The following is a 16,271-nucleotide window of genomic DNA, read 5'->3' on the forward strand; positions in this document are numbered from 1 at the left end:
GTGCGTCGGAATCTCCGTGCCACGAAGGGGGGAAGCGGTCAGTCCCTGGTCGTCGTCCCTGCCACCTCGTCCGCCGCCCCGGCCGGTGCCGGGAGAGCCGCGGCCGCCGCCCCGTCGCCGTCCGTGTTGATCTTCTCGATGAGCGCCAGCCGCTCCGGTGTGTCCTCGGGGCGGATGAAGCCGATGAGGACGTACAACACCAGCGACACCGCCAGCGGGATCGACACCTGGTACTGCAGCGGCACACCGCCTTCGACGTGCGAGTCGATCGGGTAGTTCACCAGCCAGAACGCGAACAGGCCCATCGACCAGCTGACGAGGGCGGCCGTGGGGCCGGAGCGGCGGAACGCGCGCAGCAGGCCCAGCATCATCGGGATCGCCATCGGGCCCATCAGGCCGGCCACCCACTTGATGACCACCGTGATGATGTCCTTGAACGCGGGGGAGTTGACCTGCGTCGCCGCCGCCATGGACAGGCCGAGGAAGACGACCGTGGCGACCCGGGCGACCCGCAGGCCCTGGCTCTGGTTCCAGGCCCGGGCCCGCGCCCAGATCACCGGCGCGCAGTCCCGGGTGAACACCGCCGCGATGGCGTTGGCGTCGGAGGAGCACATGGCCATGGTGTGCGAGAAGAAGCCGACGATGACCAGCCCCAGCAGACCGTGCGGCAGGAGCTGTTCGGTCATCAGGGCGTAGGAGTCCGAGCCGTCCTGCTTCTGCGACTCGACCAGCAGCGGCGACATCCACATGGGGAAGAACAGCACCAGCGGCCAGACCAGCCAGAGGATCGCCGACAGCCGGGCGGAGCGCTCGGCCTCCTTGGCGTTCGGCGTGGCCATGTAGCGCTGCGCCTGGTTGAGCATGCCGCCGTTGTACTCGAAGAGCTTGATGAAGAGGAACGCGAGCAGGAACACCGTGCCGTAGGGCCCGACCAGCGGCTTGCCGTGGCCCTGGAGCTCCGGTGCGTCCCAGACGCCGAAGAAGCCGCCGTGGTCGTCGAGGCGCACGAAGACCGCCACGAACATCGCGACGCCGGCGAGCAACTGGATGACGAACTGCCCGAGTTCGGTCAGCGCGTCCGCCCACAGGCCGCCGATCGTGCAGTAGACGGCCGTGATGCCGCCGGTGATGAGGATGCCCTGGTTGAGGGAGATCCCGGTGAAGACCGACAACAGGGTGGCGATGGCGGCCCACTTGGCGCCCACGTCCACGATCTTCAGCAGCATTCCGGACCAGGCCAGCGCCTGCTGCGTCTTCAGGTCGTAGCGGTTCTTCAGGTACTCCAGCGGGGAGGCCACATGGAGCCGGGAGCGCAGCCGGTTGATGCGCGGGGCGAACAGCTTCGAACCGATGGCGATACCGAGGGCGATGGGGAAGGACCAGGTGACGAAGGACGTGACGCCGTAGGTGTAGGCGATGCCCGCGTACCCGGTGAACATCACCGCGCTGTAGCCCGACATGTGGTGCGAGATGCCGGAGAGCCACCACGGCATCTTGCCGCCGGCGGTGAAGAAGTCGCTGACGTTGTCGACCCGTTTGTGCGACCAGACGCCGATCGCGACCATCACGGCGAAGTAGCCGACGAGCACGGCCCAGTCGAGACCGTTCATGTGCGCCCTCCCAGGGATCAGCCCGGCGCTCATCGTGGGCGCTGCCGCGTGGACACGACAAGTGATCGTTGAGTCAAAGGGAGGTAAAGAAGTTCTGTGTGCTGGTTGCAGTTCATGCACATGAACTCAACGCATCAGCTCTCCCGCGTTGACCAGCAGCGACTGTCCGGTGATCGCCCGCGCCCTGTCCGACGCCAGGAACGCCACCGCGTCGGCCACGTCCTTGTCCGTGGCCAGCTCCGGCAGCGCCATCCGCTCGGTCAGCCGCTCCAGCACCGCCGCCTCCGGCACACCCTCGGAATGGGCCGCGAACTGCACGTACGCCTGCACCGGCGGCCCCCACATCCAGCCCGGCAGCACGGTGTTGACCCGGATCCGGTGCGGTCCGAGCTCGCGCGCGAGCGAGTACATCGCACTCGTCAGCGCCCCCTTCGACGCCGCGTACGCCGCCTGCCGCACCTGCGAGGGGGCGGCCACCGCCGACTGCGTCCCCACGAACACCACGGAACCGCCGCCCTGCTTGAGCGACGGCAGACAGGCCCGCGTCATCCGCAGCGTGCCCAGCAGGTTCACATCCAGGACCGACCGCCAGGACTCGAAGTCGGCGTCCTCCAGCCCGCCGAAGTAGCTGTCGAGCGCGGCCACGTGCACGACCGCGTCGATCCCGCCGAACCGCTCCCGCGCCAGCCGGGCCAGCGCCTCGCACTGCGTCTCGTCACGGATGTCCGTGGCCCGGTACGCGGTGTGCGCCCCGCCGGGATCGACCTCGGCGGCCGTCTTCGCCAGGCTCGCCTCCGTACGGGCCCCGAGCACGGCCCGCCCGCCGTCCCGCACGACGGCCGCCGCGACCTGCCGCCCGAGACCGGCCCCGACCCCCGACACCACGACCGTCTTCCCCGCGAGCAGTGACATGGCAGGACCTCCCCGGACCGGAACCCTGGCGCTCTATCTGACGGAGCGTCAGAGTATGGGTCAGTCACCGACGAAGGGGAAGGCCATGAGCGAGGACACCCGCAGCGCGCAGTACGCCGAACTGGCCGCCGTCGGCCCCTACAGCACCCACCCCGGACACGCCCTCATCACCATGGTCGAGCCGCACCCCGGCCACGAGTACGCCTACAACCGCTGGTACGAGGACGACCACTACTACGCCGGCGCGATGGCCATGCCCTGGATGCAGGCCGGCCGCCGCTGGGTGGCGACCCGGGACCTCCAGCTGCTGCGCTACCCCGAGAAGTCGGCCGTCGCCCAGCCCGTCACCGCCGGCTGCTACCTCTCCACCTACTGGATCACCGACGGCCGCTACGACGACCACATGCGCTGGACCGTCGCCATCAACACACGCCTCAACCGGGACGCCCGGGTCTACCACCACCGCACGCACGTCCTCACGGCGTTCCAGAACCACGAGGCGACGGTGTACCGCGACGGAGCGGCCGGCCCCCGCGACATCCACGCCCTCGACCACCCCTACGCGGGCCTGGTCCTCCAGGTCGTCGAGGCGGACACCCCCGAGCAGCGCGCCCCGCTCCTCCACTGGCTGCGCACCCGCCACCTCCCCAAGCGCCTGACGGGCACCCCGGCCGCCCTGGTGACGCTCTTCCGCCCGACACCCCTTCCCGGCGACCGCATGACCTACGTCAAACAGGTCGAGGGCGTCGACACCCGCCTGACGCTGCTGTGGTTCCTCCAGACCGACCCCAGGGAGTGCTGGGACCCCTGCTTCACCGGCCTCGACGCGGCGGTGGCGGAATCGGGTCTGGGCAGGGTGGAACTGGTCGCGCCGTTCATCCCCACGGTGCCGGGCACGGACCGGTACGTGGACCGGCTGCGCTGAGGCTCAGCGCAGCTCATCCGGGCAGGGCGTGCCCCGCGGGAGCTGGTACGGCGCCGCCAGCCGGTACGTCCCGGCCTTCGGCGCCAGCAGCTCCGTCCACTTGTCGCCCTGCGCGTCCTCCTCCGTCTCCATCAGACAGCCGTTGACGTTCACGTACGTCTTCGGCTCGCCCTCGGGACGGTTCCTGGACTCCTCGGTCTCCTGGGGCGGCTTCAGGCTCTTGCCCTCCGCGTCGACGATGCTCAGCCACGGCGAGTACGGGATGCGCACCAGGATCCGGCCCGGCTTCTTCACCTGGAGGATCATCTCGCCCTGCTCGGCCCGGTCGACCACCGCGTTCGGCTCGGCCAGCGGGGTCGGCGCCGTCACCTTGAACAGCTGCCAGGTGTCGTTGCCCCAGATCTGCGTCAGATACGGCAGCCCGCGCTGCACCAGCGCCCGCTCCCGCTGCCCCCCGTCGCCGTCCGGCTCGCCCTTCGGCAGCACGACGTAGTGCACCGCCCAGCGCTTGAGCCACTCGTGGTAGTTCGCCGAGTTGAGCGTGTCGTCGTAGAAGAGGGGGTTGCGCTCCATGTCGGCCTGGCGGTTCCAGCCGCGGGCCAGGTTGACGTAGGGGGCGAGCGCGGAGGCCTCCCGGTGGGAGCGGGCGGGGACGACCTCGACCCGGCCCTTCTCGGCGCCGACCTGCTGCAGCTCGTTGACGAGCGGCGCGAGCTCACGCGACCAGGACGCCGCCGGGGCCGTGTGCACGATGTCGTCGACCGTCTTGAAGCCGATCCACACCCCGAAACCGCACAGCGCCACGACGGCCGCGTACCACTTGCGGCTGCGCGGCACCGTGAACGGCAGCGCGGCGACCAGCGCGACCCCGGCGAACAGCATCGCCAGCCGGGTGATGTTCGAACCGATCTGGGAGCTGATCAGCCACACCAGCACGACCCCGAGGCCGTACACCGCGGCCGTGAGCCGGACCGTCTTCCACTCCCGCGGCACCAGCACGTAGGCGAGAATCGAGAACGCGAGCGGCAGCAGCACCGAGCCGAACACCATCGGCTGCGTGCCCGAGAACGGGAACAGCCACGCCGACACCGCCACCACCGCGGTCGGCGCCAGGCCCAGCGCCCACGCGCCCGGCCGCCGCTTCTGCAGGAACAGCGCCACCGCCACCAGGCCCACGAACAGGCCCGCCACCGGCGACGCCATGGTGGCCAGCGCGGCCAGCGGCGCCGCGCTCAGGGCCTTCGCCCAGCGCTTGTACCGCCACCGGTAGGGCCAGCAGAACACGACGGCGACCGCGCCGAGCGCGAACATCATGCCGAGACCGAACGTCACACGCCCCGACACCGCGTTGCAGAACAGCCCGAACACGCCCGCCAGCGACGCCCACAGCGGGTTGAGGACGGACCGGCTGCGCAGCAGGAGCAGGGTCAGCAGACCGGCCGAGACCGTCCCCGCGATCATCATCGTGGTGCGCACGCCGAGCACCGACATCAGATACGGCGACACCACGCTGTACGACACCGGGTGCATCCCGCCGTACCAGGCGAGGTTGTACGCCGAGTCCGGGTGCCGGCCGACGAACTCGGCCCACGCGTCCTGCGCGGCCAGATCGCCACCACTGTTCGCGAACGTGAAGAACCAGAGGACGTGCAGCGCCGCGGCCAGCCCCGTGACGGACAGGACCGGGTGCCGCAGCATGCGCTCGCGCAGGGCCAGGACGGGGGCGGGCCACTGGAAGCCCGGCCCGTTCGTTCCGGATGCGCTGCCTTCAGGCGCGTCGGCGTCCGGCCCGCTGCCTTCCGGTGCTTCGGGCAGGCGTATTCGCGGGCCTGATACCGAGCCCGGTTCGGTGTCGTCTGCGCGTGTCGGCTCCGCAGTGGCCACTCGAAGGCACTCCCCGTGTCCCGTCTTCTGTTTGCGACTTCCGCCGCCGCGCCGGCGCGAGCGGCGACCTGTCCCGGTTCGGGACGCTAGCACGCACCCCGCCGGGCGGCGCCCGGACGGGCCGTTACCGGCGGGGTGCGGTGGTGCGGGTCGCGCCGCGGGTCAGCCGATGCGCGTGAGCTTGGCCCCGAAGCCCGGCTCCGTCAGGTCCTTCTGGAGGGCGACCGGGACCTTCACGGCACTGGTGGTGCCGTCACCGACGGTGAGCGTGCCGACCTTCGTACCGGCCTTGGCCGTGTGCGGCAGGTCGTCCCCGGCGAACGTCAGCTTGACGGACAGGCCCGCCCAGCCGACGGCCGTGACGTCCTCGGTGACGGCGACCGGCGTCTTGCCGCCGAGACCGTCGTCTGCGTACCCGACGACGTCACCCTTCTTCAGGATCGTCGCCGACTCCAGCGCGCCCTGCGCGGCCCGGATCAGCTTGTCGCCCTCGTGCAGCGCTGCGCCCAGGATCGTGTTGTCCGGGCCGCCGGCGGGCTGGCGCACGACCGCGCCGATGATCCGGTGGGTCTCGCCGTCGACGTCCTTCTTGGCCGCGAAGACGAGGTTGCCGAGCGCCGAGGTGGTGGTGCCGGTCTTGATGCCGGTGACGTTGTTGGAGCCGACCAGGCGGTTCCAGTTGTCGTGCTTGGTGCCCTTGTAGTCGACGTACGACATCATCGCCGCGACCTCGCGGAACGCGGGCTGCTGCATGGCGGCCCTGGCGAGCTTCACCTGGTCCACGGCCGTGGAGACGGTCGTGTTGTTCAGGCCCGACGGGTCGGTGTACGTCGTGTTCTTCATGCCGAGGTCCTTGGCGGCGTCGTTCATCTTCGCCACGAACCCCTTCTCGGACCCCGCGTCCCAGCGGGCCAGCAGCCGGGCGACGTTGTTCGCGGACGCGATCAGGATGCTCTCCACGGCCTCCCGCTCGGTGATCTTGTCGCCCTTGGTGACGTCGACGGTGGACTCCTGGCCGGCGTCGGACTGGTCCTCGGCGGTCTGGTCGATGAGGATCTTCGGGCCGTCCTCACCGCTCTTGAGCGGGTGCTCGCGCAGGATGAGGTAGGCGGTCATGACCTTGGCGACACTCGCGATCGGGACGGGCTTCTGCTCGCCGGAGGACCCGAACGTGCCGATGCCCTGGACGTCCAGCGCGGCCTGGCCGTCGGCGGGCCAGGGGATGTCGACCTTGCCGCCCTCGAAGGTGTAGCTGTCCTTGGCGGTGAGCTCCAGGGTGGGCGTGGGGAGCGGGCGCACGCTCTGCACGACCGCGAAGACGACCACCAGCAGCAGCACCAGCGGGGTCCAGATCTTCACCCGCCGGGCCGCCGTGCGGAGCGGGGTGTCCGGGGGCGGCGGGGTGTTCGTCAGCTCGGCCAGCAGGTCCAGCGGCGGCTTGGGCGGCAGCGGCTGCTGCGTGGTCCGCTCGGGGCCGACGGTGGGGACGGGCGCGGTGGCCTCCGGCGGTGCGGGCGGCTTCCTGGTCGCCGGGTCGTCCAGGTGCTTGAGCGCGACGAACTTGCTGGTCCGCTCGGCGTCCTTCTCCGGAGCGGCCTTCTCTGCAGCGGCCTTCTCCGGAGCAGCCTTCTTCGGACCGTCCGTCGCGGGGGCGGCCGTCTTCGGGAGGTCCGACTTCGGAAGGTCCTTGGCCGCGCCCCCGAGCTTCAGCATGGTGGTCGGCTGATCGACCGGGGGCCGTTGGACCTTGAAGACGGCGGTGGGCTGGTCGACGGGGGGCTCGGCGGGGGCGTCGCCGTCTTCGCGCGCGTCGTCCGCGGCGGAGCCACTGCCGGCGGCTTCGCCGCTCTTCGGGGTCGTGCCGGTGCCGGGCTTGTCCGCGGGGGTGCCGGTGGCGTCGGGGGTGCCGGTGACCTCGCCGGGCTTCGAGGCCTTGCCGGTCTCGGGCTTGTCCGCGGAGGCGGCCGTGGTACCGCCGGGCTTCGGGGCCTTGCCCGTGCCGGGCTCGGCCTCCGGGGTGCCGGTGGCCGAGGGCTCGTCCTCCACGGCTTCGACATCGTCGGCGGTCGCGGCGTCGCCGGTCTTCGCGTCGGCCGCCTTCGGTGCGGCCTTGGAGCCGGCGGAGACCCGAGGGTCGGCGGGCGCGCGGCCGTTGTCGCCGGTCCGCTCGGCAGCGTCGTCCTCGGCGTCGGTCGCCTTCGCGTCGGCGCCGTCCTCGGTGTCGGCCGCCTTCGACCCGGTCTCGTCCTCGGTGCCGGTCACCTTCGCGTCGGTGTCGGTCACCTTCGCGTCGGCGTCGGCCGTCTTCGCCTCGGGCTCGGCGTCGGAGGCCTTCGACCCGGTGTCGGTCCCGGCGGTGGCGGAACGGTCCGCCTCGGGCTCGTCGGCGTCGTCCTGGCCCGTCTGGGAGCCCTCGGACGCCGCCTCCGCGGCCACCGCGTCGTCCTCGTCGCCCCGGTCGGGGCCCGCGGACGCGCCCGCGCCTTCTCCCGGGCCCTCGGGTGCCTCCCGACCGCCCCGGGTGCCCGTGTCGGCCTTCCCGGCCTCCTGGGCCCCGGCATCCGCCCTCCCGGGCTTCTGCGCGCGCTCGGCCGCAGGATCCTCGTCGTCGCTCTCGGCGGCAGCCTCCTTCTCACCGTCCGCCGAGGCGACCCACGCGGCCACGGCATCCCGCAGCCGCCCGTCACCGCCCTCGCCGTCGGAGGACCCACCGCTCCCGGACCCCTCGGCGTCCGAGTCGCCGGCAGCCCCCTCCGCGTCCGAGTCGCTCGCGGGCCGCCCGGAGTTCTTCGGCTCCTCCGCCGTCCGCGTGGACAGCACACGGGTCGCCGTATCGGCGCCGCCTCGTGCCGAGGACTTCTCCGCGTCCCGGGCCACCGCGAGCCGCGGGTCGGCGGCTTTGCTCCTGGCCTCCGGAACCGGACTCGCGCTCCCCGACGTCTCTCGTGCCGACGACTCGCGCTGCTTCGACCTGTCGGGGGACTCGCCCGCCACCGATGCCTCCTCCTCGCGCCGCACTCCCCGCGTGCGCGTACCGAACCGTGAACCGCCGCCCGTGACACCGCCCGGCGCTGTCCGAACCATGTACCAGTGTCCTGTGCGCGGGCCAAACCCATCCGGTAGACGAGAACGACATACCTACTGGTTCCACTACGAACCGGTCACGCACCCTCGACAGACCAATGTGAGAGGGGTCACCCTGTCTTTCATCCACGCGGGGAGGCATGGATGGGCAGGAGCCGCAGAACACTTCCGGAGGAGCTTCTGCTGCTGGCGCTGGACCCGACCACGGGTACCACCGCACAGCCGCAGTCGCTCGACCTCGGTCTGGCCGGAGCACAGCTAGTGGAGCTGGCGCTGGCCGGACGGATAGCCCCAGACGGGGATCGTATCGCCGTGGTGGCACCACGGCCGACTGGAGACCCAACGTTGGACTGCGCGTTGGAGTTGCTGCGAAGGCGTGGCGCTCCCGTGCGGGCAGTGAACTGGATTGGCGGGCCGCGACTGGGGCTGCGCCAGACCTACCTCTCGCATCTGGAGCGGTGCGGCATGGTGCACGCCGTGGTCGGCCAGATGTGCGGAGTGCTGCCGACGACTCGCTACCAGGCGACGGACACCGAGATCAGCCGGGAGATCAGGTCCCGTCTGGACTCCGCGATCCGCACCGGCGTACCGCCGGACCCGCGGACCGCGGCACTCGCCGCCCTCGCTCACGCGGTCGGCCTCGGCAAGCACCTGTACCCGGGCAACGAGGGACGTTCCTCTCGCTCCCGGCTCAGGGACCTGATCAGGCACGACCCCATGGGCGGTCTCGTCGCGCACGCGGTGATGGACGTCCAGAACGGCGTCGCGGCCCAGCCGCGCCGCAGCCCGGCACCGCCCGGCCGTCCGGCGGTCGGCGGAAGCAGGCCCGCAACGGAACCCGCCCGAGGCGTTCCGATGCAGCCGCGCCACGGAACCATGGCGCGCGCCGTGGCCCACTGAGCCGCGCGCCGCGCCCGCACGACCTACGACCGGCACGCACCACGGGACCCACGAACCCGGTCACGGGAGCCGCTGTCCGAGCGGGGCGGAGAGAGCGCACACTCTCTCCGCCCCGCTCGGCGTGCCGTGCACGATGCCCGAACTGGCGTGTACCCGTCGCATATCCACCGTTTCCCAGCGGTAGTAAGCACCTTGGTGGCAGTCTGCTCAACAGCAGACACGCAAAGTAGAGGCACGCAGCCGGAGGTGCACGTCCCGTGGCGTCCAATGTCAATCCCACCGTCAGGCGGCGCCGGCTGGGCCAGGAGCTCCGCAGGCTCCGCGAGCTCAAGGGCATGACGGCCGAAGAGGTGGCGGAGCGGCTGCTGGTGTCGCAGTCGAAGATCAGCCGGCTGGAGAACGGCCGGCGCAGCATCAGCCAGCGCGACGTCCGCGACCTGTGCGGGGTCTACGAGGTCGAGGACCAGCGCATCGTCGAATCGCTGATGCAGATGGCCAAGGACTCCCGGCAGCAGGGCTGGTGGCACGCCTTCGGGGACATCCCGTACAGCGTCTACATCGGCCTGGAGACGGACGCCGAGTCGCTCCGGGTCTACGAACCCCAGATCATCACCGGCCTGTTGCAGACCCGCGCGTACGCCGAGGCCATCATCCGCGGCGGCTCGCCCGAGGCGTCGGAGGCCGACAACGACAAGCGCGTCGAGGTGCGGCTGCGCCGCCAGGGCCGGATCACCGCCGAGACCGAACCGCTGCGGCTGTGGGTGGTCCTGGACGAGGCGTCCCTGCACCGGGTCGTCGGCAGCCGGCCGGTGATGCGCGAACAGCTGGAGCACCTCATCGAGATGTCGCAGCTGCCCCACATCACCGTGCAGGTCCTGCCGTTCGAGGTCGGCGCGCACGCGGGCATCAACGGCCAGTACTCGATCCTGGAGTTCGCCGACGCGGCCGACTCGAGCGTCGTCTACATCGAGGGCGTCACCAGCGACCTGTACCTGGAGAAGCCGCTGGACGTGCAGAAGTACACGGTGATGTACGAGCACCTGCGCGCCCAGTCGCTGAACGTGGACCAGTCCCGGCAGCTCATCGAGCGCGTGGCGAAGGAGTACGCGCGCTGAGCCGGAACCGGAGGATGACCTTCCGACGGACGAGGCGCGGGATGCTACACCCCTGGCAGGCCCGCTGGAAGACTCCCCTGGAATATGCCATCCGGTCGAGTGAATGGCTGCGCCGAACGAGGAAGGTGGCGAGTAGCGTCGATCACGCCAACCACCAGCACAGGTTGGCGTAAACGGAACTCGCAACGGAGCGAACATGGCCATTCGTCTGGGCGCCACGGAAACGTGGACGACCTCCTCCTACACCAACAACAACGGCGCGTGCGTGATGGTCAGGTCGACCGTCGACGAGGCCCTCGAGCTCGGGGACACCAAGGTCCCCGAGGGCCCCAAGCTCGCGTTTCCCGCCGACGCGTGGAACGCCTTCGTGGCCTCGGTCAAGGCCTGACCCCGCGATCGGCAGCTCCACAAGCACCACCGCCAGAGCCCTCTCGACCAGCATCGCCGTCCTAGCCGAGAGGGCTCCGCTGGTGCCCGGAGGCCCCCGCGAGGGAGATCAGCTCACCGGGAACGCCACATCACACACCGGGTCCCCGGGCCCCGACGCCTCCCAGTCGGCGAAGTACAGTTCCCGGCAGGGCCCGGTCGCCGTCAGCCCCCGCGCCGCCATCCACTCCTCCACCGCCTCGAACGCCGCCAGGATCTGCGGGTGCGCCACCTGCGCCTTGGTGATCCTGGTGTACGCGAGCCGCCGGGCCGGCTCCACCCGCACCGTCGTCTCCCACGCCCGGCCCCGCCGCTCCGCCCAGGCACGGGCCGCCGCCTCGTCGGCCACCGGCACACACGCCTCGGCGGGGCCGTCGCTCTCCATCGACACCTCCGCGTGGTAGGCGACGTACGGCACTCCGGCCATGCCCCCGCACTCCCGGGCCGCCTCCTCCAGCCGGCCCAGCGCCGCCCCGATCCACGCCGGCAGCTCGTCCGCCAGCGTGTGCCGCTTCTCGGAGATCACCACCTGGGCGGGCATCTCCACCGTCTCGACCGTGAACTTCCCGTACATCTCGGAGCTCCTCCCCGACAGTCGTCCACGGAGGTACTCGGCGAGCGTCCGCTGCGCCGCCACCCGCGCCTCGACGTCCGCCCAGTAGGCACCGAGCAGCCCGGCCGCCGCGGGCCCGTCGCCCGCCCCGACCACCTCGGCGATCCGGGCGAGCGGCATGTCCAGCTGCCGCAGCATCGCCACGAGCCGGGCCCGTTCGACCTGGCCGGCGCGGTAGTAGCGGTAGCCGGTGGCCTCGTCGACATGCGCCGGGGCCAGCAGCCCCAGCCGGTCGTACAGCCGCAGGGCCTTCGCCGACAGGCGGGCGCGGGCGGCGAACGCCCCGATGGTGAGCAGTTCCTGGTCCGGTCCGTCCACCGCGGCATCCTCCGTCACCGGGCGGCTTCTCCGCCCGACGACGAGAACACTCGGGCCTGACCCAGGGGCAAGGTCAACGCCCCGCGGGCCCGGCTTCAGGCCAGCTGGGCCTCGATCGCCGCCACGACCTGGGGCGCGTCCGGCTCGGTCTGCGGCGAGAAGCGGGCCACGACTTCGCCGTCCCGGCCGACGAGGAACTTCTCGAAGTTCCAGCGGACGTCCCCGCTGTGACCCTCGGCGTCGGCGAAGCCGGTCAGGCGGTCGTACAGCGGGTGCCGCCCCTCACCGTTCACCTCGACCTTCTCGGTCATCGGGAAGGTCACACCGTAGGTCGCCGAGCAGAACTCGGCGATCTCGTCGGCGCTGCCGGGCTCCTGCCCGAGGAACTGGTTGCAGGGCACGCCGAGGACGGTGAAGCCGCGCGCCGCGTACTGCTCGTGGAGCTTCTCGAGGCCCGTGTACTGCGGGGTCAGGCCGCACTTCGAGGCGACGTTCACCACGAGCACCGCCTTGCCCGCGTACTGGGACAGGTCGGCGGGACCGCCCTGCAGCGCACCGATCTCGACGTCGAGGGGAGAGGAACCGTTGCTGGTCGTCATGAGCGGATGCTAGCTCCGCCGGGTGCCGGGCCGGTTGCCGGCCTCCACCAGCACCTGACCCGCCGCCGTCCGCGAGTACAGCACCGACCGGCCGGCCCTCCGCCGCTCCACGAGACCGGCGTCCAGCAGCACCCGCAGATGCCGGCCCACCGAGCCGAGGCCCTGCCCCGTCACGGCGACCAGCTGGCTGGTGCTCAGCGGTGACCCGAGCCGGACCAGCACACCGGCGCGGGCCGGGCCGAGCAGCGCGCCGAGGCTCGTGGGCACGGGCCTGCCGCCGGGGTCGGCGAGGGCCCCGGCACACGGGTAGACCAGCGCGTACCGGTCCGTGCCCTCCCAGGCGACCCAGCCGATGCGCTGCGTCGTGATGGGCACGAACACCAGCTCGGCACCGGACAGCTCGCGCGGCGGGTACGCGCGCGCGTTCACCTGGAGCCGGTTCTCCCCGAGCCACTGCGTCCCCGGCCGCAGCGTGTCCAGCGCACTCGCCCAGCCGCCCCGGCTGACCTGCGCGGTCCGAGCGACCACATCGGCTTCGAGGACGCGTCGGCGGTGCGGCCAGTACGGCAGCACGGACGACGTCCAGACGTACGTCAGGAGGTCCGCGGCCCGCTCGGGAAGATCACCCCGGTGCAGCAGGGCCGGGACCGGGCCGTCCAGGGAGACGGTGAGGTCGGCGCGGGCCGCGTCCGGGTCCGCCGCCCCCACGCGCGCGACGCCCTGCTCGAAGGACTCACCGTCACGCGGGGTGGGGGAGAGGAAGTCCGCCGTCCACTCGCGCCCGATCCCGGCGCGGATCAGCTCCGCGGTCACCGGGTCGCCGGCCAGCCGCCGCCGATAGGCCGGCAGATGGGCGTCGAGCCACCGCCGCTCACCGGGGTGCGCCGCCTCGGCCGTCTGGAGCAGCCGCAGACTCGCGAAGGCCTCGGCGAACGGCGAGATGACGAACCGGCTCCCCGCCAGGGTGTCGGCGTTGACCTGCCACCAGCCCACGGGCCCCCCTCCCGCCGGTCCCCTTCACGAGGTTTCGCGTCTGCGCGAAACAATATCCGCGCGCGCAGGGGCGTCGAAGACTCCGCGTATGCGCAGTTACCGCGATCTGTTCCGCACACCCGAGTTCAGCCCGTTCTTCCTGGCCGCGTCGGCGCAGACGGTCGCCCAGACCATGGGCGGACTCGCCCTGGGCGTCCTGGTGTACCGGGCGACCGAATCACCGTTGCTGTCCGCGGTGAGCATGTTCGGCTCGTCGCTGGTGCAGGTGCTGGGCGCGACGTTCCTGCTCTCCGCCGCCGACCGGATGCCCCCGCGCGCGGCCCTGACGGCCCTGCCCCTGCTCTTCGCCGCGGCCACCGCCGCCCTGGCCCTGCCCGGCCTGCCCGTCTGGACGGTCCTCGCGCTCGTCTTCGCCAAGGGGCTGGTGGAGTCCGTGGGCGGGGGAGTGCGCTGGGGCCTGCTCAACGAGATGCTCTCCCAGGACGGCTATCTGCTCGGCCGCTCGGTGTTCAACATGATGAGCGGCCTGATGCAGATCGCCGGCTACGCCGCCGGCGGCGCCCTCGTCGCCCTGCTGTCCCCACGGCTGTCCCTGCTGGCGGCGGCCGCCCTGTACGTCCTGGCGGCCGTCGTCGTCCGCCTCGGCCTGACCCGCCGCCCGCCCCGTACCGCGGGCCGCCCCTCGGTGGGGGCGACCTGGCGCGCCAACGCGCTGCTCTGGTCCGCCCCGCCGCGTCGCCAGGTCTACCTGGCCCTGTGGATCCCCAACGGCCTGGTCGTCGGCTGCGAATCCCTCTTCGTCTCCTACGACCCCGACTCCGCCGGCATCCTCTTCGCGTGCGCCGCGCTGGGCATGCTCGCCGGGGACGTGCTGGTCGGCCGGGTGCTCCCGCCGCGCCGTCGCCACCGGCTGGGCTTCCCGCTCCTGCTGCTCCTGGCCCTCCCGTACGTGCCGTTCCTCCTGCACCCGGCGCTGCCGCTCGCGGCAGCCGCGGTCACGCTGGCCTCCGTGGGGTTCGGCGCGAGCCTCGTGCAGCAGGAGCGCCTGGTGGCCCTCACGCCCGGCGGGCTCACGGGACACGCCCTGGGCCTGCACTCGGCGGGGATGCTCACGACGCAGGGGGTGGCGGCGGTCCTCGCCGGGTCGGTGGCCCAACTCACGTCCGCCGCCACGGCGATGACGGTGATGGCCGTGGCTTCGGCCGGAGTGACGTCGCTGCTGATGCGCGCGGGAAAGCGGGAGGAACGCAGGACGGGGGAGGTCCGCCGACCGGCCGGGGAGGGAGCCCGCTAGCCGGCGCCGGGGGCCTGGGCCTTCGTGGCCTCCGCGAACACTTCGGGGACCTCGTTGTCCACCACGACCCGGGACAGCAGGACGGCCAGCCGGTCCCGCTCGGAACCGCTCAGCCCGGACGGCAGGGCCTCCACACGACGGCAGGTCTCGGCGTGGAACTTCCCGGCGAGTGCGGCACCTTCGTCCGTCAGCCCGACCCGCACGGCCCGTCCGTCGCGCGGGTCGGCCTCCCGCCGCACCAGCCCCCGCCGTACGCTCCGGTCCACCAGCCCGGTCAGGCTCGACTTCGCCAGCCCGAGCGTCTCGCCCAACTCGCTCATCCCGTAGGGCCCATCCAGCAGCACACACAGCAACTGCCCCTGCTGCGGCGTCAGCCCGTACGACCGCCCGGCCTCCGCGTACACACCGTCGACCAGGAACGCCATGCGTACCAGCGCGGCGACGACCCCCACCTGCCCGGCTGCCCCGTTCCCCATCGGGTCAGGGTACCGACCGGTAGGTCGCCGTGCGGGGCTGCGGGTCACTCCTCGTCCGGGGCCCCGCCCTCGATGAGGCGTTCGGCGATGTCGTCGGCCCACTCCTGAGCCCAGCGGCGCAGCCCGGCGACGGCGGCGGCGTCGACGCCGTGGACGGTGAACGCCCTGTCGTCGAGCCAGTCCGTGCCGGTCAGCCGGGCCTGGAGGTCGGTGAGGTCGAAGGTGTCGGGAGCGTGGCGGCGGCCCAGCTCCTCCAGTTCGGGGTGGCTCCAGCGGGCCGAGGCGGCGTGCACGTCGACCAGGTCGCGCGCGAGCCCGCGGTCGGCCAGGTCCCGCACCCGGGTGCCGACGAGGTCGTCGAGGGCGAGCGCCGGCCCGAGCTCCGTCACCACGGGCGGGCGCCACAGCACCTCCTTGCGCAGGGCGACCTCGCACTCCACGCCGCTCGGCGCGTCGGTCACGAGGAACTGGGCGGACAACGGCCCGGCCTCCAGGGTCTGCACCAGCCAGCCGCGTCCGACCAGTCCGCTCCGGACGGCGCCCGCGACGACCTCCGTCGCGGCCGGGTGCTCGGTGGCCACGTCCAGATCCCGCCCGGCCCGCTCCACCAGCCCGTGCGCCAGCACGGCGCAGCTCCCGGCGAGAACGAGCGAGTACTCCTCCCCCACCGCCACCAGATCACCGAGCAGCCGCCCAACGGGCTCGGAGACGGGAGGAGGGGCGGCCATGCCCTAATTATCGCGCGGGGAGGGCGGACGACTGAGACAACCGGCCCGGACGGGTGACACATAACGGACGGCACCACTCCCACCCCAGGGGCGCGGGGAACTGCGCGACAGGCCCCCGCGGCGCGGCAGCCAACGACGGCGGGCCCCAGGCCTTACGCCCACCTGACCGCCCCGGACGCATAACGGCCGGCGCCGCGCCCACCCCAGGGGCGCGGGGAACTGCGCGACAAGCCCCCGCGGCGCGGCACACGACGACGGCGGGCCCCAGGCCTTACGCCCACCTGACCGCCCCGGACGGGTAACGGCCGGCACCGCTCCCACCCCAGGGGCGCGGAGAACTGCGCGACAAGCCCCCGCGGCGCGGCACACGACGACGGCGGGCCCCAGGCCTTAC

General features: G+C 72.2%; 14 protein-coding genes. 5 read left to right on the forward strand and 9 right to left on the reverse strand.

Translation table 11 applies throughout. From position 1 onward, the window contains the following. Positions 1-38 precede the first annotated feature (38 nt). Together AB0F04_RS14955 and AB0F04_RS14960 are read right to left on the reverse strand one after the other, a co-directional pair. Positions 39-1,610: a sodium:solute symporter family protein gene (locus AB0F04_RS14955; RefSeq protein WP_362041415.1), complete on the reverse strand. Its 1,572-nt coding sequence runs from the start codon at positions 1,608-1,610 to the stop codon at positions 39-41. A gap of 126 nt (positions 1,611-1,736) precedes the next feature. Continuing rightward, positions 1,737-2,522 (reverse strand): SDR family oxidoreductase, encoded by a 786-nt coding sequence (locus tag AB0F04_RS14960; protein ID WP_362041418.1) that lies wholly within the window; start codon positions 2,520-2,522, stop codon positions 1,737-1,739. Positions 2,523-2,607: 85 nt separating this feature from the next. On the opposite strand from AB0F04_RS14960, the gene AB0F04_RS14965 reads away from it, so the two are divergent. Continuing rightward, the gene (locus AB0F04_RS14965; RefSeq protein ID WP_362041421.1) at positions 2,608-3,447 is read left to right on the forward strand and encodes a hypothetical protein; all 840 of its coding nucleotides are present in this window, start codon (positions 2,608-2,610) and stop codon (positions 3,445-3,447) included. A gap of 3 nt (positions 3,448-3,450) precedes the next feature. On the opposite strand, the gene AB0F04_RS14970 is transcribed toward AB0F04_RS14965, so the two are convergent. Then, the gene (locus tag AB0F04_RS14970; protein ID WP_362041424.1) at positions 3,451-5,331 is read right to left on the reverse strand and encodes an MFS transporter; all 1,881 of its coding nucleotides are present in this window, start codon (positions 5,329-5,331) and stop codon (positions 3,451-3,453) included. A 162-nt stretch (positions 5,332-5,493) separates the two neighbouring features. Beyond that, positions 5,494-8,325, reverse strand: a complete 2,832-nt coding sequence (locus AB0F04_RS14975; RefSeq protein WP_362041427.1) for a D-alanyl-D-alanine carboxypeptidase — start codon at positions 8,323-8,325, stop codon at positions 5,494-5,496. Between the two features lie 234 nt (positions 8,326-8,559). On the opposite strand from AB0F04_RS14975, the gene AB0F04_RS14980 reads away from it, so the two are divergent. From AB0F04_RS14980 to AB0F04_RS14990, 3 genes are all read left to right on the forward strand, one after another. Continuing rightward, entirely contained in the window at positions 8,560-9,315 is a 756-nt protein-coding gene (locus AB0F04_RS14980) for a GPP34 family phosphoprotein (RefSeq protein ID WP_362041430.1), read from the forward strand. Positions 9,316-9,572: 257 nt separating this feature from the next. Beyond that, positions 9,573-10,430: a helix-turn-helix transcriptional regulator gene (locus AB0F04_RS14985; RefSeq protein ID WP_362041433.1), complete on the forward strand. Its 858-nt coding sequence runs from the start codon at positions 9,573-9,575 to the stop codon at positions 10,428-10,430. Positions 10,431-10,626: 196 nt separating this feature from the next. Further along, complete coding sequence (locus AB0F04_RS14990; RefSeq protein ID WP_030849723.1) at positions 10,627-10,818, forward strand: DUF397 domain-containing protein; 192 nt, start codon at positions 10,627-10,629, stop codon at positions 10,816-10,818. Between the two features lie 108 nt (positions 10,819-10,926). On the opposite strand, the gene AB0F04_RS14995 is transcribed toward AB0F04_RS14990, so the two are convergent. The 3 genes from AB0F04_RS14995 to AB0F04_RS15005 form a co-directional block, all read right to left on the reverse strand. Beyond that, on the reverse strand, positions 10,927-11,805 hold the full coding sequence (locus tag AB0F04_RS14995; RefSeq protein ID WP_362041437.1) for a MerR family transcriptional regulator: 879 nt from the start codon (positions 11,803-11,805) through the stop codon (positions 10,927-10,929). 77 nt (positions 11,806-11,882) lie between these two features. Further along, positions 11,883-12,386, reverse strand: a complete 504-nt coding sequence (locus tag AB0F04_RS15000; protein ID WP_362041440.1) for a glutathione peroxidase — start codon at positions 12,384-12,386, stop codon at positions 11,883-11,885. Positions 12,387-12,395: 9 nt separating this feature from the next. Then, complete coding sequence (locus tag AB0F04_RS15005) at positions 12,396-13,379, reverse strand: winged helix-turn-helix domain-containing protein (protein ID WP_362041443.1); 984 nt, start codon at positions 13,377-13,379, stop codon at positions 12,396-12,398. A gap of 88 nt (positions 13,380-13,467) precedes the next feature. Here AB0F04_RS15005 and AB0F04_RS15010 point away from each other — a divergent pair, with 88 nt between their 5' ends. Next, complete coding sequence (locus AB0F04_RS15010) at positions 13,468-14,673, forward strand: MFS transporter (RefSeq protein ID WP_362041445.1); 1,206 nt, start codon at positions 13,468-13,470, stop codon at positions 14,671-14,673. Here the strand turns inward: AB0F04_RS15010 and AB0F04_RS15015 are convergent. Together AB0F04_RS15015 and AB0F04_RS15020 are read right to left on the reverse strand one after the other, a co-directional pair. Next, the gene (locus tag AB0F04_RS15015) at positions 14,670-15,149 is read right to left on the reverse strand and encodes a MarR family transcriptional regulator (protein ID WP_362041448.1); all 480 of its coding nucleotides are present in this window, start codon (positions 15,147-15,149) and stop codon (positions 14,670-14,672) included. The two genes, AB0F04_RS15010 and AB0F04_RS15015, sit on opposite strands and share 4 nt — an antisense overlap. Before the next feature lie 44 nt (positions 15,150-15,193). After that, positions 15,194-15,877, reverse strand: a complete 684-nt coding sequence (locus AB0F04_RS15020; RefSeq protein WP_362041451.1) for a hypothetical protein — start codon at positions 15,875-15,877, stop codon at positions 15,194-15,196. Between the last annotated feature and the right edge of the window lie 394 nt (positions 15,878-16,271).

It is taken from the genome of Streptomyces sp. NPDC029041 (assembly GCF_040637515.1).
Lineage (GTDB): Bacteria > Actinomycetota > Actinomycetes > Streptomycetales > Streptomycetaceae > Streptomyces.

Coding starts and splice junctions, on each gene's coding strand:
- AB0F04_RS14955 (WP_362041415.1), bottom strand. CDS start 1,610: ATGAACGGTCTCGACTGGGCCGTGCTCGTCGGCTACTTCGCCGTGATG.
- AB0F04_RS14960 (WP_362041418.1), bottom strand. CDS start 2,522: ATGTCACTGCTCGCGGGGAAGACGGTCGTGGTGTCGGGGGTCGGGGCC.
- AB0F04_RS14965 (WP_362041421.1), top strand. CDS start 2,608: ATGAGCGAGGACACCCGCAGCGCGCAGTACGCCGAACTGGCCGCCGTC.
- AB0F04_RS14980 (WP_362041430.1), top strand. CDS start 8,560: ATGGGCAGGAGCCGCAGAACACTTCCGGAGGAGCTTCTGCTGCTGGCG.
- AB0F04_RS14990 (WP_030849723.1), top strand. CDS start 10,627: ATGGCCATTCGTCTGGGCGCCACGGAAACGTGGACGACCTCCTCCTAC.
- AB0F04_RS15000 (WP_362041440.1), bottom strand. CDS start 12,386: ATGACGACCAGCAACGGTTCCTCTCCCCTCGACGTCGAGATCGGTGCG.
- AB0F04_RS15010 (WP_362041445.1), top strand. CDS start 13,468: ATGCGCAGTTACCGCGATCTGTTCCGCACACCCGAGTTCAGCCCGTTC.
- AB0F04_RS15015 (WP_362041448.1), bottom strand. CDS start 15,149: ATGGGGAACGGGGCAGCCGGGCAGGTGGGGGTCGTCGCCGCGCTGGTA.
- AB0F04_RS15020 (WP_362041451.1), bottom strand. CDS start 15,877: ATGGCCGCCCCTCCTCCCGTCTCCGAGCCCGTTGGGCGGCTGCTCGGT.